Source organism: Streptomyces capillispiralis (assembly GCF_007829875.1).
In the GTDB taxonomy this organism is placed as follows: domain Bacteria; phylum Actinomycetota; class Actinomycetes; order Streptomycetales; family Streptomycetaceae; genus Streptomyces; species Streptomyces capillispiralis.
In genome coordinates this window covers 6,322,501-6,344,707 of record NZ_VIWV01000001.1, presented here as the reverse complement: position 1 = coordinate 6,344,707, position 22,207 = coordinate 6,322,501, and the positions used below count along the sequence as shown (strand labels likewise).

Annotated in this window: 16 protein-coding genes, 2 rRNA genes and 1 pseudogene (1 of these 19 cut by a window edge); 4 read left to right on the top strand and 15 right to left on the bottom strand. The window is 72.1% G+C overall.

Going from position 1 to position 22,207, the window contains the following annotated elements; translation table 11 throughout:
- Window positions 1-199: 199 nt before the first annotated feature.
- Together FHX78_RS27695 and FHX78_RS27690 are read right to left on the bottom strand one after the other, a co-directional pair.
- Window positions 200-826, bottom strand: coding sequence for an NUDIX domain-containing protein (locus FHX78_RS27695; RefSeq protein ID WP_145870122.1), 627 nt, complete (start codon window positions 824-826; stop codon window positions 200-202).
- Between the two features lie 111 nt (window positions 827-937).
- Window positions 938-2,587, bottom strand: a complete 1,650-nt coding sequence (locus FHX78_RS27690) for a CTP synthase (protein WP_145870121.1) — start codon at window positions 2,585-2,587, stop codon at window positions 938-940.
- A gap of 462 nt (window positions 2,588-3,049) precedes the next feature.
- Between FHX78_RS27690 and FHX78_RS27680 the strand changes: the two genes are divergently transcribed.
- Together FHX78_RS27680 and FHX78_RS27675 are read left to right on the top strand one after the other, a co-directional pair.
- Complete coding sequence (locus tag FHX78_RS27680; protein ID WP_145870119.1) at window positions 3,050-4,852, top strand: glycoside hydrolase family 15 protein; 1,803 nt, start codon at window positions 3,050-3,052, stop codon at window positions 4,850-4,852.
- Between the two features lie 158 nt (window positions 4,853-5,010).
- Window positions 5,011-6,642, top strand: a complete 1,632-nt coding sequence (locus tag FHX78_RS27675) for a PucR family transcriptional regulator (protein WP_145870118.1) — start codon at window positions 5,011-5,013, stop codon at window positions 6,640-6,642.
- A 16-nt stretch (window positions 6,643-6,658) separates the two neighbouring features.
- On the opposite strand, the gene FHX78_RS27670 is transcribed toward FHX78_RS27675, so the two are convergent.
- The 5 genes from FHX78_RS27670 to FHX78_RS27650 form a co-directional block, all read right to left on the bottom strand.
- Window positions 6,659-7,795: a glycosyltransferase family 4 protein gene (locus FHX78_RS27670; protein WP_145870117.1), complete on the bottom strand. Its 1,137-nt coding sequence runs from the start codon at window positions 7,793-7,795 to the stop codon at window positions 6,659-6,661.
- 590 nt (window positions 7,796-8,385) lie between these two features.
- Entirely contained in the window at window positions 8,386-10,104 is a 1,719-nt protein-coding gene (recN, locus tag FHX78_RS27665) for a DNA repair protein RecN (protein ID WP_145872182.1), read from the bottom strand.
- A gap of 175 nt (window positions 10,105-10,279) precedes the next feature.
- Window positions 10,280-11,185 (bottom strand): NAD kinase, encoded by a 906-nt coding sequence (locus tag FHX78_RS27660; protein WP_145870116.1) that lies wholly within the window; start codon window positions 11,183-11,185, stop codon window positions 10,280-10,282.
- Entirely contained in the window at window positions 11,182-11,997 is an 816-nt protein-coding gene (locus FHX78_RS27655) for a TlyA family RNA methyltransferase (RefSeq protein WP_145870115.1), read from the bottom strand. The genes FHX78_RS27660 and FHX78_RS27655 overlap by 4 nt, the downstream gene beginning before the upstream one ends.
- 7 nt (window positions 11,998-12,004) lie before the next feature.
- Window positions 12,005-12,379: a hypothetical protein gene (locus tag FHX78_RS27650; RefSeq protein WP_145870114.1), complete on the bottom strand. Its 375-nt coding sequence runs from the start codon at window positions 12,377-12,379 to the stop codon at window positions 12,005-12,007.
- 41 nt (window positions 12,380-12,420) lie between these two features.
- On the opposite strand from FHX78_RS27650, the gene FHX78_RS27645 reads away from it, so the two are divergent.
- Window positions 12,421-12,768 (top strand): sterol-binding protein, encoded by a 348-nt coding sequence (locus FHX78_RS27645; RefSeq protein ID WP_145870113.1) that lies wholly within the window; start codon window positions 12,421-12,423, stop codon window positions 12,766-12,768.
- Here the strand turns inward: FHX78_RS27645 and FHX78_RS27640 are convergent.
- From FHX78_RS27640 to FHX78_RS27625, 4 genes are all read right to left on the bottom strand, one after another.
- Window positions 12,752-13,633 carry an ABC transporter ATP-binding protein gene (locus FHX78_RS27640; protein ID WP_145870112.1) on the bottom strand — a complete coding sequence of 294 codons (882 nt, stop codon included), beginning with the start codon at window positions 13,631-13,633 and terminating at the stop codon, window positions 12,752-12,754. The genes FHX78_RS27645 and FHX78_RS27640 overlap by 17 nt on opposite strands.
- Window positions 13,630-14,667 carry a FecCD family ABC transporter permease gene (locus FHX78_RS27635; RefSeq protein ID WP_145870111.1) on the bottom strand — a complete coding sequence of 346 codons (1,038 nt, stop codon included), beginning with the start codon at window positions 14,665-14,667 and terminating at the stop codon, window positions 13,630-13,632. Before FHX78_RS27635 ends, FHX78_RS27640 begins: the two co-directional genes overlap by 4 nt.
- Window positions 14,664-15,707, bottom strand: coding sequence for a FecCD family ABC transporter permease (locus tag FHX78_RS27630; protein WP_145870110.1), 1,044 nt, complete (start codon window positions 15,705-15,707; stop codon window positions 14,664-14,666). Before FHX78_RS27630 ends, FHX78_RS27635 begins: the two co-directional genes overlap by 4 nt.
- An 82-nt stretch (window positions 15,708-15,789) precedes the next feature.
- Window positions 15,790-16,818: an HAD hydrolase-like protein gene (locus tag FHX78_RS27625; protein ID WP_145870109.1), complete on the bottom strand. Its 1,029-nt coding sequence runs from the start codon at window positions 16,816-16,818 to the stop codon at window positions 15,790-15,792.
- A gap of 72 nt (window positions 16,819-16,890) precedes the next feature.
- On the opposite strand from FHX78_RS27625, the gene FHX78_RS27620 reads away from it, so the two are divergent.
- Complete coding sequence (locus tag FHX78_RS27620) at window positions 16,891-18,180, top strand: DUF1015 domain-containing protein (protein ID WP_145870108.1); 1,290 nt, start codon at window positions 16,891-16,893, stop codon at window positions 18,178-18,180.
- A gap of 67 nt (window positions 18,181-18,247) precedes the next feature.
- Here FHX78_RS27620 and FHX78_RS37175 read toward each other — a convergent pair whose 3' ends face one another.
- The 4 genes and pseudogenes from FHX78_RS37175 to FHX78_RS27605 all read right to left on the bottom strand — a co-directional run.
- On the bottom strand, window positions 18,248-19,069 hold the full coding sequence (locus FHX78_RS37175; RefSeq protein WP_194734455.1) for a tetratricopeptide repeat protein: 822 nt from the start codon (window positions 19,067-19,069) through the stop codon (window positions 18,248-18,250).
- Window positions 19,070-19,315: 246 nt separating this feature from the next.
- Window positions 19,316-19,984, bottom strand: a pseudogene (locus tag FHX78_RS38335) (hypothetical protein); the annotation flags it as partial.
- A 538-nt stretch (window positions 19,985-20,522) separates the two neighbouring features.
- Window positions 20,523-20,639 (bottom strand): 5S ribosomal RNA (gene rrf, locus FHX78_RS27610).
- Between the two features lie 104 nt (window positions 20,640-20,743).
- A 23S ribosomal RNA gene (locus tag FHX78_RS27605) occupies window positions 20,744-22,207 on the bottom strand; it runs 1,656 nt beyond the window's last position.

Sequence of the window (22,207 nt, the reverse complement as noted above, 5' to 3'; positions counted from 1 at the left end):
AGAGCCTAGTTCACCCTCTGCGACGTTCCGTGAGGAGCGCGGCGCCGAGAGCGAGACTCCCCCGATCGGATCAACAGATCGTAGGACCTACGGCCCGGCGACACCCGGACAAGCCGATGCGAAAGGGGCGCCGGGGGCTGCGTGGCCGGTACCCACGGGGCCGCAGGCCCCGTGCCGCGCCGCGGGGCGCCCCGCGGCGTCACACCTCGAAGGGTCGCGCCGGCCAGGGTGCCTGCGCCGGGCGCAGCGCGTCGAGGCCGTCTCCCTCGCGCGCGGCGACCAGTGAGAGGACGCCCACCACGAGGCAGTTGTTGTGCAGCTCACCGGCCAGCACGCCCCGGACCAGCTCCGCGACCGGGACCCGGGCCAGCTCCATGTCGGCTTCCTCGTCCTCGACCGCGAAGCGGTCGCCCTCGGCCTCGGACAGCCCCCGGGCCAGGAAGATCCGTACGGCCTCGTCGCAGCCGCCGGGCGTGGTGTAGACGTCGGTCAGCACCCGCCAGTCCTCCGCCTTGACGTGCGCCTCCTCGTACAGCTCGCGCTGGGCGGCGTGCAGCGGGTTCTCGCCGGGGACGTCGAGCAGGCCGGCCGGGATCTCCCACAGCTTGTGGCGCACGGGGTGGCGGTACTGGCGCAGCACCAGCACCCGGTCGGCGTCGTCGAGGGCGAGGACGGCCACGGATCCGGGGTGGACCTGGTAGTCGCGGTGGACCACCGTCCCGTCGGGCATGACCACGTCGTCGGTGCGCACGGAGGTCTTGTTGCCCACGAACGGGGTCACGGTCCCCCGGATCTCCCACTCGTCCGGGGTGTCCTTGATCGTCATGCCTGTCCTTCCCGACGTACAGCGGTCGTGCGCGTGCCCGGCCCGGAAAAGGGCGGGCCGGGGTGCGCACCCGGAAGGGTCCGCACCCCGGCAACCGTACAACCGGGTGGGTTACTTCGAGATCTTCCGCTCGACCGAGGCCTTCACCAGGCCCGCGAAGAGCGGGTGCGGACGCGTCGGACGCGAGCGCAGCTCCGGGTGCGCCTGGGTGGCGACCAGGTACGGGTGGACCTCGCGCGGGTACTCGACGTACTCCACGAGCTTGCCGTCCGGGGAGGTGCCGGAGAACACGATGCCCGCCTTCTTCTCCAGCTCCGCGCGGTAGGCGTTGTTCACCTCGTAGCGGTGACGGTGGCGCTCCTCGACGTACTCCTTGCCGTCGTACACCTCGCGCACGATGGAGCCCTCGGCCAGCTTGGCCGGGTACATGCCGAGCCGCATGGTGCCGCCCATGTCGCCCTCACCGGCGACGATGTCGAGCTGCTCGGCCATGGTGGAGATCACCGGGTGGGAGGTGGCCGGGTCGAACTCGGTGGAGTTGGCGTCGGAGATGTCGGCGAGGCTGCGCGCGGCCTCGATCACGATGCACTGCAGACCCAGGCACAGGCCCAGCAGCGGGATCCGGTTCTCGCGGGCGTACTTGATCGCGCCGACCTTGCCGAGCACACCGCGGTCGCCGAAGCCGCCCGGGATGCAGATGCCGTCGACGTCAGCGAGCTGCGCCTGCGCGCCGGCCGGGGTCTTGCAGTCGTCGGAGGTGACCCACTTGATCTTCACGCGGGCCCGGTTGGCGAAGCCGCCCGCGCGCAGCGCCTCGGTGACCGAGAGGTAGGCGTCGGGCAGGTCGATGTACTTGCCGACCAGGGCGAGCGTGATCTCGTGGTCGGGGTTGTGGACGCGGTCGAGCAGGTCGTCCCAGGTCGTCCAGTCCACGTCGCGGAAGGGCAGGTCCAGCTTGCGCACGACATAGGCGTCCAGGCCCTCGCCGTGCACGGTCTTGGGGATGTCGTAGATCGAGCGGGCGTCGGGGCAGGCGACCACGGCGTCCTCGTCGACGTCGCACATCAGCGAGATCTTCCGCTTGATCGCGGTCGGCACCTCGCGGTCGCAGCGCAGCACGATCGCGTCCGGCTGGATACCGATGTTGCGCAGGGCGGCGACCGAGTGCTGGGTCGGCTTGGTCTTCAGCTCGCCGGAGGGGCCGATGTACGGCAGGAGCGAGATGTGCACCACGAAGACGTTGTCGCGGCCGACCTCGTGCCGCACCTGACGGACGGTCTCCAGGAAGGGCAGCGACTCGATGTCGCCGACCGTGCCGCCGACCTCGGTGATCACCACGTCGACCTCGTCCGTCGCCATGCGGCGGATGCGGTGCTTGATCTCGTTGGTGATGTGCGGGATGACCTGCACGGTGTCGCCCAGGTACTCGCCGCGGCGCTCCTTGGCGATCACCGTGGAGTACACCTGGCCGGTGGTGACGTTGGCCGATCCGTCGAGGTCGCGGTCGAGGAAGCGCTCGTAGTGGCCGATGTCCAGGTCGGTCTCGGCGCCGTCGTTGGTGACGAACACCTCACCGTGCTGGAAGGGGTTCATCGTCCCCGGGTCGACGTTGAGGTACGGGTCGAGCTTTTGCATCACGACGCGCAGGCCCCGGGCCTTGAGCAGCATGCCCAGGCTGGAGGCGGTCAGCCCCTTGCCGAGAGAAGAGGCGACACCCCCGGTGACGAAGATGTGCTTGGTCGTCGAGGATTTGGGCGGCATGGCCAAGAGGGGGCTCCCGTGGTCGCGGTCTGTGGGTGCGGTTCCGGGGTTTCTGGCCCACCGGTCCACGGGCTACCAGCGTATCAGCGCCTCGGGGGGATGGCTCCCGGCCACGCTCCGCGCACGCGCCGACACCCGTGTGCCCCGCACACCGGGCCCCCACCCACTGCTCACTCATTCAGCGGACTTTCGTTGTCCGGAGCGGCACACAGATCATCTACGTGCGTCGTATCCTGCTCGGACACTCGCTGCCGAGCCCGGCCGGCCGAACGGCACCACCCCAGCCCGTAAGTCCCGGAACAACGTGAGCTCGTCAGTTCGTTGAGCAAAGATTGTCACTTTGCATTCACGGCTGAGCGACTGCTTTGCTTCACAGCTCAACGACGCATTGCCCAAATCCCCTTGACCGCACTAGCGACAACCCCCTCGCGGGGTGACGTGGCCGTTCGACTGGAGTTGCACGTGGCCGGGCGCATCGAAGATTACGCACTCATCGGAGACATGCAGACCGCCGCCCTGGTCTGCCGGGACGGCACAGTCGACTGGCTGTGCCTGCCCCGCTTCGACTCGCACGCCATCTTCGCCGGCCTGTTGGGCTCCGAGGAGCACGGCTTCTGGCGGCTGGGCCCCGCGCACGCCGCCGACGCCGAGCCGCCCAGGGCGACCCGGCGCGGCTACCGCGGCGACTCGCTGATCCTGGAGTCCGAGTGGGACACCCCGCGCGGCACGGTCCGGGTGACCGATTTCATGCCCCCGCGCGACGGCGCCCCGCAGCTGATCCGGATCGTCGAGGGCGTCTCGGGCCGGGTGCCCATGCGCTCGACGCTGCGGATGCGGTTCTCCTACGGCAGGATCGTCCCGTGGGTGCACCGCCACGAGGGCCGCACGGTCGCCGTCGCGGGCCCGGACTCGGTGTGGTTCGACACCCCCGCGCAGACCTACGGCAAGGCGCTGACCACGTACTCGGACTTCACCGTGGCGCCGGGCGAGCGGATCGCGTTCACCCTCTCCTGGGAGCCCTCGCACAAGCAGCCGCCGCCGCTGCCGGAGCCGGAGCAGTCGCTGGAGGCGACGGAGGAGTTCTGGCGCGAGTGGGTCGAGCACTGTACGTACCACGGCCCCTACCGCGAGGCCGTGATCCGCTCCCTGATCACGCTGAAGGCCCTGACGTACGCCCCGACCGGCGGCATCGTCGCCGCGCCCACCACCTCCCTGCCCGAGGACATCGGCGGCGTCCGCAACTGGGACTACCGCTACACCTGGCTGCGGGACGCGGCGATCACCCTGTCCTCGCTGCTGCGCACCGGCTACCGCGAGGAGGCCCGCGCCTGGCGCGAGTGGCTGCTGCGCGCGGTCGCGGGCGACCCGGAGAACCTGCAGATCATGTACGGCATCGCCGGTGAGCGCGAGCTCGGCGAGGCGGAGCTGGACTGGCTGCCCGGCTACGAGAACTCCGCCCCGGTCCGGGTGGGCAACGGCGCCGCGCACCAGCTCCAGCTGGACGTCTACGGCGAGGTCACCGAGGCCCTGCACCTGGCCCACATGACCGGCCTGGCCCGCAACGACTACGCCTCCCTGCTCCAGCTGAAGCTGATCCGCTACCTGGAGAAGCACTGGCAGGAGCCGGACGAGGGCATCTGGGAGGTGCGCGGCCCGCGCCGCCACTTCGTGCACTCCAAGGTGATGGCCTGGGTCGCGGTCGACCGCACCATCAAGCTCATCGAGTCCGGCGACGCCGACGGCCCGCTGGAGGAGTGGAAGCAGCTGCGCGACGACATCCACCGGGACGTGTGCGAGAAGGGCTACGACAAGGAGCGCAACACCTTCACGCAGTCCTACGGCTCCAAGGAGCTGGACGCCTCCCTGCTGCTGATCCCGCAGATGGGCTTCCTGCCGCCGGACGACAAGCGCGTGATCGGCACCATCGAGGCGATCCAGCGCGAGCTGTCCACCTCCGACGGTTTCATCCTGCGCTACCCGACGGAGGGGCAGCACGAGGGCGTCGACGGTCTGCCGGGCGACGAGGGCGCGTTCCTGGCCTGCTCGTTCTGGATGGCCGACGACCTGGCGATGATCGGCCGGGTCGACGAGGCGCGGAAGCTCTTCGAGAAGCTGCTGGCGCTGCGCAACGACCTCGGGCTGCTGGCCGAGGAGTGGGACCCGCGCCTGAAGCGCCAGGTGGGCAACTTCCCGCAGGCCTTCAGCCACGTGCCCCTGATCGACACGGCCCTGCGCCTGACGGCCTCCGGGGCGTACGGGGGCTGAGGCCCGGCCACCCGAGGGGGCGGGCGCCGTCACATCTGCGCTCGCCGCCCGGGCTGTCGTCCCGCCGGCCCGTGACGGCCACGCCGGTGTCCCCGCCCGCCCGCCGGCGGGCGAACCCCGGCTGTGCGCGGGACATCCGCGCAGGTAGCGTCCGGGGCATGGACAGCGGATACGACACCCGGGGCGCCGGGATCACCGTGCGGCGGGCGCTGGAGCTGCCCGGGCTGCGCAGTGGACTGCCGGAGGTCGTGGCGGGCGCCGACCGGCTGGGGCGCACGGTGCGCTGGGTGCACGCGGGCGAGGTGCCCAACATCGCCTCGCTGCTCAAGGGCGGCGAGCTGCTGCTGACCACCGGGTACGGGCTCGGCACCCGGCCGGCCGACCAGCGGGTGTTCGTGCGGACCCTGGCCGAGCGGGGCATCGCGGCCCTCGTCGTCGAGCTCGGTCCGCGCTTCGAGCGGCTGCCCGCCGCCCTCGTCGAGTCGGCCCGGTCGGCGGGGCTGCCGCTGGTCCAGCTGCACCGCGAGGTGCCGTTCGTGACGGTCACCGAGGAGATCCACACCGAGATCGTCAACGGGCACTACGCGCTGCTGCAACGCGCGGAGGAGGTGCACCGCCGGTGCACCGAGGCGCTGCTGAGCGGCGGCGGGGTCCCCCAGGTCCTGGAGATCCTCGCCGGATTCACCGGCAATCCGGTGTTCCTGGAGACCACCGACGGACAGCTGCTGTACGCGGCCGGCGAGGGGCCCGAGGGCGCGGACCCGCTCCAGGTGTGGGAAGGGCTGCGGGACCGGCACCAGGACGATCCGCCGGCCGGTTCGGCCCTCGTGGACGTGCCCGGTGGCGGCCCCGGCAGCGGCGGCGTCCGGGCGCGTCTGGTGCTGCTGCCGGTGCGCAGCACGCCGGAACCGGTGCACCGGATGGCGGCCGAGCGGGCGGCGGGCATCCTCGCCGTGGTGCTGATGCAGGCCCGTCAGGAGGAGGAGCTGGCGGCGCGCGGCCGCGGGGACTTCCTCACCGACCTCGCCGAGGGCCGTGTCACCGCTCGGGACGCGCCCGCGCAGGCGCGTGTGCTGGGCTTCAAGCCGGGTGCGGGTCCGCTGCTGCCGGTGGTGATGCGGCCCGGTGACGTTCTGGCCCCGCAGGGAGGGGGCTGGGCGGTGCTGGCCCGCGCGGTGGGCGAGGAGCTCGCCTCGCTCGGGGTGCCCGTGCTGCTGGGCGTGCGGCCGGTCGAGGGGCGGGTGCCGCTGCTGCTCGGACTGCGCTCGGAGGCGGAGCGGCCGGCGATGGCGGACCGGGTGGCGGCGGCGCTGCGCGCCGGGGTGGAGCGCGCGGGGACGCTGCGGCCGGGCGGACAGCCGCCCGTGGTGGTCGTCGGGCCGGCCGGCGGCTGGGCGGCGGCGTCGACGGGGCTGCGGCACGCGGCGGAGACGGCGACCGCGGCGCAGGGCCTGCCGGACCGCCCCTGGCACGACGCCCGGAGGCTGGACATCGACCTGCTGCTGTGGCGGCTGCGCGACCACCCGGACCTGGCGGCCTTCGTGGACCGCGCGATCGGTCCGGTCCTGGACCACGACCGCCGCTCCAAGCCGCCGCTGCTGCCGACCCTGGAGACCTATCTGGCGCACGCCGGGCGCAAGGCGGAGACCGCCCGCGAACTGCACCTGAACCGCCAGACGCTCTACAACAGGCTGGCCCGCATCGGGGAGTTGCTGGGCACCGACCTCGACGACCCGCAGACGGTCCTGGCGTTGAGCCTGGCCCTGCGGGCCCGGCGGCACGTGCCGTGACCTCTCCGATCCGGTGTCAGACCAGCGGCCGCAGCTGGGTCAGCTCGTCGTAGACGCTGAGGACTTGGGCGACCGTCTCGTCCTCGGTGGGCCAGGTGGCGGCCTGCCGCACACCCCGCTCCTTGAGCAGGTCCCGGCGTCCTGGATCGTCCAGCAGCCGTACGACGGCGTCGGCGAGCGCTCGCGCGTTGCCGTACGGGACGAGTTCGGCGGCGTCGCCGACGAGTTCGGGGATGCCGCCCACGGCGGTGGCGACGAGCGGCACGCGCGCGTGCAGGGCCTCCTGGGCGAGCGGGGAACGCGCCTCCCACCGGCTCGGCAGCACCGCGACGTCGGCGGCGGCGAGCAGGTCCGTGATGTCGTCGCGCCGGCCGAGGAGCCGGACCGGCAGTTCCTCGCGCTCGATCCGCTGCTGGAGTTCGGCGCGCAGCGGCCCCTCCCCCGCGAGCACGACCAGCGGCACCGGGTCCAGCCGCTGCCACGCGTGTGTGGCGTCCAGCAGGACGTCGTAGCCGCGATGCCGTTCGAGGGAGCCCACGGCGATGAGCAACGGGCGTCCCATGGCACCGAGTTCGGCCCGCGTCTTGGGCCGCCGCCGGTCGGGGTCGTCGCGCGGCGGCGAGGTGCGGGGCCCGGGGAGGGAGACGGCGGCCAGCCGCGCGTCCCGCGCCCCCGCACGGCGCGCCCGGTCGACGAGGGCGGACGTCGTCCCGAGCACCACGGTGGCCGCCTTGACGACCCGCCGCTCCAGCACGCGCAGGAAGTGGGCGCGCGGGCCGTCGGCGTGGGCCCGGTCGTGCCAGGTGACGACGAGCGGGGTGTTCCGGCCGCTCAGGGCGAGCACGGTGCGGAAGGAGGCGTGCAGTCCGTGCGCGTGGACCAGGTCGGCGCCGGTGCACGCGGCCCGCAGCGCGGCCACCGACCCCGGGTCGCTGCTGCGCGGCACGTGCACGTGGCCGGCGCCCACACCGGTGAAGTCGTGGGTGTGATCCGCCTCGACGGGGGCGCACACCGTAACCCGCACGCCCCGTGCGACGAGCCCCGCGGCCAGCGAGCGCACATGGGCGCTGCTGATGGTGTTGCCTCCGCCCAGCACCTGCACGGTGCGCAGCGGCGGCCGGCCGTGCGGTGAGGGGCTGCTCACGGGGGTCACGTGGCCGGGCTCCTGGTTCGGGTCGGGCGGTCACGAAGAACGTACAGAAGGATCGTGCGGAGGGGGTGTACCGCGCGGGCCTACGCGTACTCCGTCAAGCATGCCAGTCCGCACACCGCTTCGGGCACCGCCGAGGGCCCCCACCGGGCGGCACCCGCCCCTCCCTGTCACCCACACGGGTGACACGGGTCGGCGTGCTTCCTCACGGGTGGACTCCGTCCACCCGGCCCCGCCACGGCTGACACCCTTTCATCCGGCTCCGCCTCGTCCGGCGCCGTTCCGCAGGGCTCCGCCTCGCCTGACGACGATCCCCTCAACTTCGCCACAGACGGAGCCCGTCCGCCCGGCCCGCCACGGCCGACGCCGGCCTGCCCCGCCCCCGGGGTGGCGGACTCCCGTCCGGCGCGTACCGGTCCCCCGCGGACGGCGGACCCCCGCTCAGTCCTCCCCCAGCGACCGGGCCCCCGCGCTCACCTCGTCCCCGTACACCGCCGCGGCGGCGTCGTCGTACGCACCGCACAGCGCGGCGGCGAGAGTCCGGGGGCAGCGGGCACGCGGGTGCGGTCGCCCGTCCGCGGGACCGTGACCGGCTAGCCGTCCGCCCGTGCCGTCGCCAGGAGTTCCTCCGCGTGGGCGCGGGCCGTCTCGGAGTCCTCCTGCCCGGCCAGCATCCGGGACAGCTCGCGGATGCGGTCCTCCCCTTCGAGGACCTTCACGCCGGACCGGGTGACCGACCCGTCGTTGGTCTTCTCCACCAGCAGCTGCCGGTCGGCGAACGCGGCGACCTGCGGCAGGTGGGTGACGACCACGACCTGCGCCGTCTTCGCCAGCCGCGCCAGCCGCCGCCCGATCTCCACCGCCGCCTTGCCGCCGACCCCGGCGTCCACCTCGTCGAAGAGGTACGTCGGCACGGGGTCCGTGCCCGCGAACACGACCTCCACGGCCAGCATCACACGCGACAGCTCACCGCCCGACGCGCCCTTCGCGATGGGCCGCGGCGGCGCTCCGGGGTGGGGGGCCAGCAGCAGCTCGACCTCGTCCACGCCCGACGGGCCGTAGGCGACCGTCCGCCCGCCCACCTCGACGCCCTCCGGGTCCTCGGTCTGCCGGATGTCGAACGACACCCGCGCGTGCGGCATGGCGAGCGAGGCCAGCTCGGCCGTCACGGCCGCCGCGAACCGCTCCGCCGCCTCCGTACGGGCGTCGGTCAGCTCCTGGGCCAGCACGCCCAGTTCGGCGCGGAGCGCGTCGCGTTCGGCGGTGAGTTCCCCGATCCGCTCGTCGTCGCCGTCGAGTTCGGTCAGCCGCTCGGCGCTCCGCTCGGCCCAGGCCAGTACGGCGGAGACGTCCTCGCCGTACTTGCGGACCAGTCCGGTGAGCGCGGCCCGCCGCTCCTCGACGGCCGCCAGCCGCAGCGGGTCGGCGTCCAGGTCGTCGGCGTACCCGGCCAGCTCCCCGGCGACGTCGCGCAGCAGGATGCCGACCTCCCCGATCCGGTCGGTGAGCGCCGCCAGCGCCGGGTCGTGCGCCCGTACGGCCTCCAGGGCCCGCTGGGCGCCCGCGACGAGCGTCCCGGCGTCGACGCCCTCGGGGTCCTCCGGATTGCCCGCGAGCGCGGCGTGCGCGACGGCCGCGGCGGACGCCAGGGCCTCGGCGTGCCCGAGCCGCTCGGCCTCCTCCGCCAGTTCCACGTCCTCTCCCGCGCGGGGTTCCACGGCGGCGATCTCGTCCAGCCCGAAGCGCAGCAGGTCGGCCTCCTGGGCCCGCTCGCGCGCCAGGGTGGTGATCTGCTCCAGCTCGGTGGTGACGGCCCGCAGCCGCTTGTACGCCTCCGCGTACTTGCCGAGCGGCACGCCCACCGCGTGACCGGCGTACCGGTCGAGCGCCTGGCGCTGCCGGGACAGTTTGAGCAGCCCCTGCTGGTCGGTCTGGCCGTGCACGGCCACCAGGTCGTCGGCGAGCTCGGCGAGCAGCCCCACGGGCACGCTCCGCCCGCCCAGGTGCGCCCGCGAGCGTCCCTCGGCGGAAACGGTACGGCTCACCAGCAGCGTCCCGTCGTCGAGCTCGGCCCCCGCCTCCTCGGCCCGTACGACGGCCGCGGCGCCCTCGGGCACGGCGATCCGCCCCTCGACGACCGCGTTGCGCGCGCCGATCCGCACCAGGGCCGCATCCGCCCGTCCACCCAGCAGCAGACCCAGGCTGGTGACCACCATGGTCTTGCCCGCGCCCGTCTCGCCGGTGACGGCGGTGAAGCCGGGCGACAGCTCGACGACAGCGTCGTCGATGACTCCGAGCGACCGTATCCGCATCTCCTCCAACACGGACACGACCTTACGAGGTCCGAGCCGGGGAGTGCGACCGCCCCCGCCCTTGTCACCCACGGGAGTGCACGTCCCCCAGGGTTACGGGGAGCCGCGCGAGCCGCCGCGGACGGTGCCGCACCGGCCGGCTCCCCGGAACCCGCCCCGGTCCCGGCGAGGCCTCCTAGTGCGGCGCCCCCCGCCACCCGGACACGGGCAGCGCGAACTTCGCGACCAGCCGGTCGGTGAAGGAGGCGTGGTGCAGCCGGGCCAGTCGCACCGGCACCGCCCCCCGTCGCACCTCCACGCGCGCGCCGACCGGCAGCTCGACGGTCCGCCGCCCGTCGCACCACAGCACCCCGGGCGGGACGTGCGGCAGCATCTCCACCGCCAGCACCGAGTCCGGCGAGGTCACCAGCGGCTTGGCGAACAGCGCGTGCGCGCTGATCGGCACCATCAGCAGCGCCTCGACCTCGGGCCACACCACGGGCCCGCCCGCGGAGAACGCGTACGCGGTCGAACCGGTCGGGGTGGCGCACACGATCCCGTCGCAGCCGAACCCGGTGACCGGCCGCCCGTCGATCTCCAGGACGACCTCCAGCATCCGCTCGGCGGACACCTTCTGCACGGCCGCCTCGTTCAGCGCCCAGTCCGTGTGCACGATGTCGCCGTTGCGGTGCACGACGACGTCGACGGTCATGCGCTCCTCGACCTCGTACGCCTTGTTCACCACCCGGTCGACCACCTTGTCGAGGTCGTCCCGCTCGGCCTCGGCGAGGAACCCGACCCGTCCGAGGTTGACGCCGAGCATGGGCACGCCGGAGGCGCGGGCGAACTCGGCGCCGCGCAGCAGCGTGCCGTCCCCGCCCAGCACGATCAGCAGCTCGCAGTCGTCGAGGCACTGCGGGGTGGCCTCCTTGACGGTCTCCACCTCGTCCGGCAGCGGCAGGTCGCGGGCCTCGTCCTCCAGGACGCGCACCCCGAGGCCGGAGCGCAGCAGCCCCTTGACCACGAGTTCGGCGCTGCGGATGGCCGCGGGCCGCCCCGTGTGGGCGAGCAGGAAAACAGTACGAGCTCGGTTCGGTGTCAACGCGGCCCCTCCGCCACAGCACGGTCAACATCGGCCGGGTCCAGTTCCGGAGCCCCGGCCCGCAGCCACAGGAAGTATTCGACATTCCCCGAGGGCCCGGGAAGCGGGCTCGCCGTCACGCCCATCGCCCCCAGGCCCAGCTCCCAGGCCTTGGCCGCCACTCCCCGGACGGCCTCGGCGCGCAGCTGGGGGCTGCGGACGACGCCGCCGCTGCCCAGCCGCTCCTTGCCCACCTCGAACTGCGGTTTGACCATCATCACCAGGTCGGCGTCCGGCTTCACGCACCGTTTCAGGGCGGGCAGCACCAGTCCGAGCGGGATGAAGGACAGATCCCCCACCACAAGATCCACAGGTTCCCCATCGATCGCTTCGAGCGTCAACTCGCGTACGTTCGTACGGTCCTTGACGGTGACGCGTTCATCGTTCCGCAGCGACCAGGCGAGTTGTCCGTATCCGACGTCCACGGCGACCACGTGCGCCGCCCCGGACCGCAGCAGGACGTCGGTGAAGCCGCCGGTGGAGGCGCCGGCGTCGAGGGCCCGCCGCCCGCGGACGACCAGTCCGCGCGGCACGAAGGCGTCGAGCGCGCCGGCCAGCTTGTGGCCCCCGCGCGAGACGTAGTCGGGGTCGCCCGCGTCCTCGGAGACGACGATCGCGGCGGCGGTCTCCACCTGTGTGGCGGGTTTGGTCGCGACCGTCCTGCCGACGCTGACCCGCCCCGCGGCGATCAGCTGGCTGGCGTGCTCACGCGAGCGCGCGAGCTTACGGCGGACCAGCTCCGCGTCGAGACGGCGGCGTGCGACTCCTGCCACGTTCGGTTCAGCTCCTGTGTCCGTGTGCCATGTCGGATGGGTGGCCCGAAGGGCCTGGTTGCGGGGTGGCCGCCGGGTGACCGGCGGGAGCCGGAGGGCCCGGGCGGGCGTCGAGCGCGGTGAGCGCGTCGCGCAGCCCCCGGTGCACATCCTCGTACACCGCGACATGGCCGTCCGTGGTGAGGTGGTCGGCGTCGGCCAGCCGCTCCACGTGGGCGTCCACCTCGGGGTGCCCGGTGGGGGTGCGGGGCACGTGCAGGGGCGCGGGGGCGGCGGGGCCGTCGTCGCCGGGCGGCGGCTGCGGCGCGGGGTGCTCCGGCGCCGCGGCACCCGGGCCCGGCTCCGGCTCCGCGTCCCGCGCCTGCGGTACTGCGTCGTTCATGCCCCGACGCTACCGCGAAGGCTGCGGTACCGTCGTCGGCGATGGCCACGATCGAGGAGTGCCGTGCGGCGCTCGACACGTTCTCGGACAGCATGCGGCACGCCGAGGGGGACGCCCGCGCGGCCGCCGCGATGGACCGCTCGGTCAGCTGTCACATCACCGACCTGGACGTGACCTTCGCCGGCCGGCTCACCGGCGGCCGGATCGAGGTCCACGACACGTTTCCCGGCCCGCCGCGGGAGAGGGCGCAGCTGCGGCTCGCGATGGCGGGCGACGACCTGGTGGCCCTGGTCGACGGCGAGCTGCACTTCGCCAGGGCCTGGGGGTCGGGCCGGGTGCGCGTCGAGGCGGGCCTGCGCGACCTGTTCCGCCTCAGGAAGCTCCTGTGACTCCCACCTTCTCCGCCGTGTCCTTCGCCCGTGCCCTGCGCGCCGCCGGAACGATCAGCGGTGTGCCCGTCTCGGGGTCGTCGATGACCTGGCAGCGCAGGCCGAAGACCTCCTCGACCAGCTCGGCGGTGACGATGTCGTTCGGCGCGCCCTGGGCGATGACCTTCCCGCCGCGCAGGGCGATGAGGTGGGTGGCGTAGCGGGCCGCGTGGTTGAGGTCGTGGAGGACGGCGACGAGGGTGCGGCCCTGCTGCTCGTGGAGGTCGGCGCAGAGGTCCAGCACGTCGATCTGGTGCTGGATGTCCAGGTAGGTGGTCGGCTCGTCGAGCAGCAGCAATGGGGTCTGCTGGGCCAGCGCCATCGCGATCCACACGCGCTGGCGCTGCCCGCCGGAGAGTTCGTCGACGTAGCGTTCCGCGAGTTCGGCGACGCCGGTGTGGGCCATCGACTCCTGGACGACCCGCTCGTCCTCGGCGGACCACTGGCGCAGCAGTCCCTGGTGCGGGTAGCGGCCGCGGCCGACCAGGTCGCCGACCGTGATGCCGTCGGGCGCGATCGACGACTGGGGCAGCAGGCCGAGGGTGCGGGCGACCTTCTTCGCGGGCATCGACTGGATGACCTGCCCGTCGAGCAGGACCCGTCCCTCGCTCGGCCTGAGCATCCGGGACAGGGCCCGCAGCAGCGTCGACTTGCCGCACGCGTTGGGCCCGACGATCACGGTGAAGGAGTTGTCCGGTATCTCCACCGACAGCTGTTCGGCGATGACCCGCTGGTCGTAGGCCAGGGTGACGTTCTCGGCGGACAGTCGGTTCACGGTGCTCCTTCGGTGGTTCGGCCCGCTGCTGGTGGTGCTGTCGGTGCTCATATCCGACCCGCCCTGCGCTCGGTGACCAGCAGCCACAGCAGGTAGACGCCGCCGAGCACGCCGGTGACCACGCCCACGGGCAGCTGGTCGGCGCCGAACGCCCGCTGCGACACCCAGTCGGCGGTGACCAGCAGCGTCGCGCCCATCACCAGGGCGGGCACCAGGTTGGGCCCGGGCGAGCGGGTCAGCCGCCGGGCGAGCTGCGGCGCGGTGAGCGCGACGAAGCTGACCGGTCCGGCGGCGGCGGTCGCGGACGCGGTGAGCAGGACGGCCGACAGCATCAGCAGCAGCCGCACGCGCTCGACCCGCACGCCGAGGGCGTACGAGACGTCGTCGCCCATCTCCATCATCCGCAGGCCGCGGGAGTTGACGAGGACGAGCGGTACGAGGACGGCGCACAGGGCGAGCAGGGGCCAGACCTGGTCCCAGTCACGGCCGTCGAGCGATCCCGTCATCCAGACGACCGCGCGGGCCGCGTCCACGATGTCGGACTTGGTGAGCAGGTAGCCGTTGACCGCCGTGACGACCGCGGAGACACCGATGCCGACCAGGACCAGCCGATAGCCGTGCACACCCCGCTTCCAGGCGAGCGCGTAGATGGCGAACCCGGTCACCAGTCCGCCGGCGAGCGCGCCGAGGGCGACCTGGTTGGCGCTGCCGGAGAACAGCACGATCATCGTGAGCGCACCGGCCGTCGCGCCCTGTCCGAGGCCGAGCACGTCCGGACTGCCCAGCGGGTTGCGGGAGATGGACTGGAACAGCGCGCCGCCCAGTCCCAGGGAGGCGCCGACCAGCAGCCCGACCACGACCCGGGGCAGCCGCAGCTCGGTGACGATGAACTCCTGGCCGGCGTTGCCCTCTCCGACGAGGGTCCTGAGCACGTCGGCGGCCGGGATCGGGAAGTCGCCGGTGCCGATCAGCACCACGCTCACGGTGAGCGCCGCGAGCAGCAGCAGCACGACGACGGTGAGGGCGCGCGCGTCCAGCCGGACCGAGAGGCCGCCGGGGGTGCGCACCGCGCGGTTGGTCTTCACAGCTGGGCCGTCCTCCGCCGTCGTACGAGATAAATGAAGACCGGACCGCCGAGGATCGCGGTGACGATGCCGACCTGGAGTTCGGCGGGGCGGGCGACGATCCGGCCGAGCACGTCGGCGCCGAGCAGCAGCACGGGCGACAGGACGGCCGCGTACGGCAGGATCCAGCGCAGGTCGGGTCCGGTGAAGGAACGCACGACGTGCGGCACCATCAGGCCGACGAACATGATGGGCCCGCAGGCGGCGGTCGCGGCCCCGCACAGCACGGTCGCGGCGAGCATGGACAGCGCCCGGGTACGGTTGAGGTTGGCGCCGAGCGCCTTGGCGGTGTCGTCGCCCATGGCCATGGCGTTGAGCGGCCGGGCGAGCGCGAGGGCGAGGACGAACCCGGCCAGCAGGAACGGCAGGACCTGCTCGATGGTCGAGTCGTTCCCCGTGGCCAGCGAGCCCACCGTCCAGAAGCGCATCCGGCCGAGCGCGGCGTCGTCCAGGATCATGATGGCCTGGAGATACCCGTACAGGGCGGCGCTGATGGCCGTACCGGCGAGCGCGAGCCGCACCGGCGTCGCGCCCCGGCTGCCGCCGAGGAACCACACCAGCGCGCCGACGGCCGCCGCACCGCTGAACGCGAACCACACGTAGCCGGACAGCGAGGTGACGCCGAAGAAGGTGATGGCGCTGACCACGGCCGCGGACGCGCCCGCGTTGATGCCGAGCAGTCCCGGGTCGGCCAGCGGGTTGCGGGTGAGTGCCTGGAGCACCGCCCCCGCCAGACCGAGCGCGGCGCCTACGAGCACGCCCAGCACGGTCCGTGACAGCCTGTCGGCCACGACGACGTCGCCGTAGGTGCCCGTCTCCGCGAACAGGCCGTGCCAGACCTGCTCCAGCGACAGCTCCTTCGCGCCGACCACGATGCTCGCCACAGCGACGAGCACCAGGATCACCACGGAGACGAGCAGTCCGAGGAAACGTATCGCCCGGCGGTTCGGGGGCGCGGGGGCAATGTCCGCGCGCTGTTCTGGGGGACTCTCGACCAACACGCAGGTTAGGTTAGCCTACCCTGCCATTTGCTCAAGGTCCCCGGCTCCCGCACCGGGGCGGGCGGACGTCCGCGACGGCCGCTCAGAGGCCCAGGCGCGCCAGGGCCTTCCCGCCGTCCAGCTCGCACACACCGTCCCCGGCCGCCGTCCACGCCGCCGCGCACAGCGCGCGCAGCCCGTCCAGCGCGTCACCGTCCCCGTCCAGCTCCAGCGCCGCCGACCCGGCCACCGCCGTCCAGCCGCCGCACCGGAACCCGTCGCCCGCGCCGACGACCTCCGGCTGCCCGGTGAGCATCCCGCGCAGGTCGGCGTCGACATACGTCGGCCGGTGCCGCGGCGGCGCGGCGAGCAGCCGGGCGCCGTCGGTCACCCCGGTCAGCACCAGCAGCGAGTCGACCTCGCCGTGGAACGCGCCCTCGATGTCCGTGTCCAGCCGGTCCCCCACCACCAGCGGCCGCCGGGCGCCCGTGCGCAGGATCGTCTCCCGGTGCATCGGCGGCAGCGGCTTGCCCGCGACCTGCGGCTCGGCCCCCGTGGCGATCCGGACGACCTCCACCGCCGCGCCGTTGCCCGGGGCGATGCCGCGCCCGCTGGGGATCGTCAGATCGGTGTTGGAGGCGTACCACGGCACCCCGCGCGCCACGGCGTAGCACGCCTCCGCGAAGCGCCCCCACGGCAGTTCGGGCCCGCCGTACCCCTGCACGACCGCCACCGGGTCGTCGTCCGCCGACTCCACCGGTACGAGCCCGCGTTCACACAGCGCCACCCGCAGTCCCTCGCCGCCGATCAGCAGCACCCGGGAACCCTGCGGCACCTGTTCGCTGATCAGCCGGGCGACGGCCTGCGCGGAGGTGATGACGTCGCCGGCCTCCGTCGGTATCCCCAGCTCGGTCAGGTGCCCGGCCACCACGTCCGGGGTGCGCAGGGCGTTGTTCGTCACGTACGCGAGGTGCATACCGCCCTCGCGGGCCGCCGCGAGCGACTCCACCGCGTGGGCGATCGCGTCACCGCCCGCGTACACCACACCGTCGAGATCGAGCAGCGCCGTGTCGTACGCCTCGCTCAGGGCCTGCCCACTGCCCTCGGGCCTCGTCCTGACGCTCCGGCTCATTCCGCATCGCTCCTCGTTCGACGGTTTTCCCCCGATCATCCCCCATGCCACCGACACCCGTACGATGCCGGGATGAACACCGCAGGTCACTCGGAAGCAAAGGCGCCCCGAGGCCTGGAACTCACCCCGTTCCGAGGCCTTCGTTACGACCCCGACCGGGTCGGCAGCCTGGCCGCCGTGACATCCCCGCCGTACGACGTCGTCGTCCGCCCCGACGGCCTGCACCACCTCCAGTCCGCCGACCCGTACAACATCGTCCGGCTGATCCTCCCGGAGGCGGACACACCGGAGGCCCGCAACGCCCAGGCCGCCGACACCCTGCGCCGCTGGCGCGCGGAGGGCGTCCTGACCGCCGACCCCGCACCCGGCCTGTACGTCTACGAGCAGCGCGACGGCGACGGCATGGTGCAGCGCGGCCTCATCGGCGCCCTGCGCGTCTCCGACCCGGGCGAGCGGCTGGTCCTGCCGCACGAGGACGTCATGCCGCACATCGTCGCCGACCGCGCGGACCTCATGCGGGCCACCTCCGCCAACCTCGAACCGCTGCTGCTCACCTACCGCGGCGACGACTCGGCGACCGCCACCGCCGACCTGATCGACCGCACGGCCGGGCGGCCGCCCCTCCTGGCGACGACCACCGAGGACGGTTTCCACCACCGTCTGTGGTCCCTCACCGACCCCGCCGACCTGGCCGCGGTCCGGCGGGAGCTCGCCGGCCACCAGGCGCTCATCGCCGACGGCCACCACCGTTGGGCGACCTACCGCCGGCTCCGCGCGGAGCATCCGTCCCCCAGCCCCTGGGACCACGGCCTGGTCCTCCTCGTCGACACGGCCCGCTACCCCCTGCGCGTCCGCGCCATCCACCGCCTGCTGCACGGGCTGCCGCCCGCGGACGCCCTGGCCGCGCTCGACGGCCTGTTCCGGGTCCGCCGCCTCGACGCCCCGCTGTCCGGGGCGATGGACGCCCTCGCCGCGGCGGCCTCCGACGGCAACGCCTTCCTCCTCGCCGGAGACGGCGCCTTCCACCTCGTCGACCGCCCGGACCCGGACCTGCTCGCCCGTACGGTCCCGGCCGACCGGCCGCCGGCCTGGCGCACCCTGGACGCGACGGTGCTGCACGCCACCCTCCTCGACCACGTCTGGCGCGTCCCCGACTCCCCGGCCCACATCGCCTACATCCACGACACGGCCGCCACGGTCGAGAAGGCCCGCCGCGACGGCGGCACGGCCGTCCTGATGCACCCGGTGCACGAGGACGTCGTCCGTGACCTCGCGCGCCAGGGCGTCACGATGCCGCGCAAGTCGACGTCGTTCGGCCCGAAGCCGGCCTCCGGCCTGGTCCTGCGCGCACTCGACCTCTGAGGTCTGACGGGCAAGGGGCGGGCCTCCACGAGACCCGCCCCTTCACACCCGCTGCCCGCCGAGGACGTCAGTCCTTGTCGTCCTCATCGTCCTCGTCGTCCTCGTCGTCCCTGTCGTGCTCGACGGGCTCGACGTGCTCGACGTGCTCGACGTGCTCGTCCGCGCGGACGGTGTCGTCCGCGTCCCGGTCCTCGTCCTCGTGCTCGTCCTCGCCGAGGGCGTCCACGAACTCGACGCCGTCCATCTCGGCCAGCCGGTCGGAGGCGTCCGTGCTGCCGTCGCGGTCGGCCTCCACGGCCTTGGCGAACCACTCACGCGCCTCACCGGACCGGCCGGCCGCGAGCAGCGCGTCGGCGTAGGCGTAGCGCAGCCGCGCGGTCCACGGCTGCACGGAGTGGGACGCCAGCTCGGAGCTCTGCAGCGTCACGATCGCCGCGTCCAGCTGCCCCATGTCACGCCGGGCGCCGGCCGCGACGAGCCGCATCTCGACCTGCCCGGCCTTGTCCAGCTTCTGCACCTCGGGCGCCCCGGCCATGTCCAGCGCCTTCTCCGGCCGCCCGAGCCCGCGCTCGCAGTCGGCCATGAGGGGCCACAGCTCCACGGTGCCGGTCATCCGCCGCGCGGCACGGAACTCGGCGAGCGCCTCGGAGTACTTCTGGTTGGCGTACGCGGCGAAACCGGCCGCCTCCCGTACGGCGGCGACGCGCGACGCCAGCCGCAGGGCCACCCTGGAGTAGCCGTACGCGCCCTCGGGGTCCTCGTCGATCAGCCGGGCGACCATCACCAGGTTCTTGGCGACGTCCTCCGCGAGCGTCTTGGGCAGGCTCTGCAACTCCTGCCGTACGTCCTTGTCGATCTCCTCGCCGGTGACGTCCTCGGGGATCGGCAGCCGCTTGATCGGCTCGCGGTCCCGGTCGCGCTCCTCACGGAACCGCCCGCCGCCGTGCCGGTCGTCACGCCCACGGAACCCACCGGGACGTCCGCCCCGGTCGTCCCGACGAGGCCCACGCCCACGGTCGTCACGTCCCCGGTCGTCACGCCCACGGTCGTCACGCCCACGGAATCCACCGCGCTCGCCCGTACGGGAGTCCTCCCGGCGGAAGCCGCCACGGTCGCCACCCCGGCTGTCCTCGCGGCGGAAGCCGCCACGGTCACCGCCGCGCGTGTCCTCACGCCGGAAGCCACCGCGCTCGCCACGGCTGTCGGTGCGCTCGCCACCGCGGCTGTCGTCACGGCGGAAGCCGCCACGGTCACCACCGCGGCTGTCGTCACGCCGGAACCCGCCGCGCTCGCCACCCCGGTCATCGCGCCCGCGGTAACCACCCCGGTCACCACCACGACTGTCCTCACGACGGAAGCCACCGCGATCGCCGTCCCGGCTGTCGTCACGGCGGTATCCGCCACGGTCGCCGTCCCGGCTGTCCTCGCGGCGGAAACCACCACGGTCGTCGTCACGCCGGAAGCCGCCACGGTCACCGCCACGGTGGTCGTCACGCCCACGGAAGCCACCGCGGTCACCGCCACGCTCGCCACCACGGCTGTCGTCACGGCGGAAACCACCGCGGTCACCACCGCGGCTGTCGTCACGCCGGAACCCGCCGCGCTCCCCACCCCGGTCATCGCGCCCGCGGTAACCACCCCGGTCACCACCACGACTGTCCTCACGACGGAAACCACCACGGTCGCCGTCCCGGCTGTCCTCGCGGCGGAAACCACCACGGTCGTCGTCACGCCGGAAGCCGCCACGGTCACCGCCACGGTGGTCATCACGCCCACGGAAGCCACCGCGGTCACCGCCACGCTCGCCACCACGGCTGTCGTCACGGCGGAACCCGCCGCGCTCCCCACGGTCGTCGCTGCGGCCCCGGTAGCCGGCGCGGTCACCGCCCCGGTCGTCGCCCCGTCGGTCATCGCGTCGGTCGTCGCGGCGGCCGTAGCCCCGGTCGTCGTCACGACGGAAGCCGGAGCGCTCACGGTCACCGTCGCGACGGCCGTCACGGCGGTCATCACGGCGATCGTCCTGGCCGCGGTAACCGCCGCGCTCGCCACCGCGGTTGTCGTCCCGTCCGCGGAAACCACCACGCTCCGGCCGGCCACCGGCGCGGTCGTCGCGCCGGAACCCTCGGTCGCGGTCGTTGTCCCTGCGCGGGCCGCCGCGCTGACCGCCGCGGTCAGGCCGGTCGGACCGGTCACCACTGTCCCGTCGCCGCTGGTCGCGCTCCGGTCGGTCATCGGGAGAGTTGGTGGACATCGGTGACTCCTGTCTTCGGTACTGCAAGCATAAATAAAAAAGGACCCCTGGTCCCAGCTGAACGCTGGGACCAGGGGTCCTTCCAAAGATTGTTCGGCGGCGTCCTACTCTCCCACAGGGTCCCCCCTGCAGTACCATCGGCGCTGTAAGGCTTAGCTTCCGGGTTCGGAATGTAACCGGGCGTTTCCCCTACGCTATGACCACCGAAACCCTAATGGTTTCGAGCGAACAAGCACACTCTTCTATTGTCTGTTCTGCTCAAAGCCGACAACGGTCGTTGTCTCAGAACTAACACAGTGGACGCGAGCAACTGAGGACAAGCCCTCGGCCTATTAGTACCGGTCAACTCCACACGTTACCGTGCTTCCATATCCGGCCTATCAACCCAGTCGTCTACTGGGAGCCTTACCCTCTCTAGGAGGTGGGAGCCCTCATCTCGAAGCAGGCTTCCCGCTTAGATGCTTTCAGCGGTTATCCCTCCCGAACGTAGCCAACCAGCCATGCCCTTGGCAGAACAACTGGCACACCAGAGGTTCGTCCGTCCCGGTCCTCTCGTACTAGGGACAGCCCTTCTCAAGACTCCTACGCGCACAGCGGATAGGGACCGAACTGTCTCACGACGTTCTAAACCCAGCTCGCGTACCGCTTTAATGGGCGAACAGCCCAACCCTTGGGACCGACTCCAGCCCCAGGATGCGACGAGCCGACATCGAGGTGCCAAACCATCCCGTCGATATGGACTCTTGGGGAAGATCAGCCTGTTATCCCCGGGGTACCTTTTATCCGTTGAGCGACGGCGCTTCCACAAGCCACCGCCGGATCACTAGTCCCGACTTTCGTCCCTGCTCGACCCGTCGGTCTCACAGTCAAGCTCCCTTGTGCACTTACACTCAACACCTGATTGCCAACCAGGCTGAGGGAACCTTTGGGCGCCTCCGTTACCCTTTAGGAGGCAACCGCCCCAGTTAAACTACCCATCAGACACTGTCCCTGATCCGGATCACGGACCCAGGTTAGACATCCAGCACGACCAGACTGGTATTTCAACGACGACTCCACAACCACTGGCGTGGCCGCTTCAAAGTCTCCCAGCTATCCTACACAAGCCGAACCGAACACCAATATCAAACTGTAGTAAAGGTCCCGGGGTCTTTCCGTCCTGCTGCGCGAAACGAGCATCTTTACTCGTAGTGCAATTTCACCGGGCCTATGGTTGAGACAGTCGAGAAGTCGTTACGCCATTCGTGCAGGTCGGAACTTACCCGACAAGGAATTTCGCTACCTTAGGATGGTTATAGTTACCACCGCCGTTTACTGGCGCTTAAGTTCTCAGCTTCGCCCGGACGAATCCAAGCTAACCGGTCCCCTTAACGTTCCAGCACCGGGCAGGCGTCAGTCCGTATACATCGCCTTACGGCTTCGCACGGACCTGTGTTTTTAGTAAACAGTCGCTTCTCGCTGGTCTCTGCGGCCACCCCCAGCTCAAGCAGCAAGTGCTCTCACCGGACGTGGCCCCCCTTCTCCCGAAGTTACGGGGGCATTTTGCCGAGTTCCTTAACCATAGTTCACCCGAACGCCTCGGTATTCTCTACCTGACCACCTGAGTCGGTTTAGGGTACGGGCCGCCATGAAACTCGCTAGAGGCTTTTCTCGACAGCATAGGATCATCCACTTCACCACAATCGGCTCGGCATCAGGTCTCAGACTATTGCCAGGCGGATTTACCTACCTGACGTCCTACACCCTTACCCCGGGACAACCACCGCCCGGGATGGA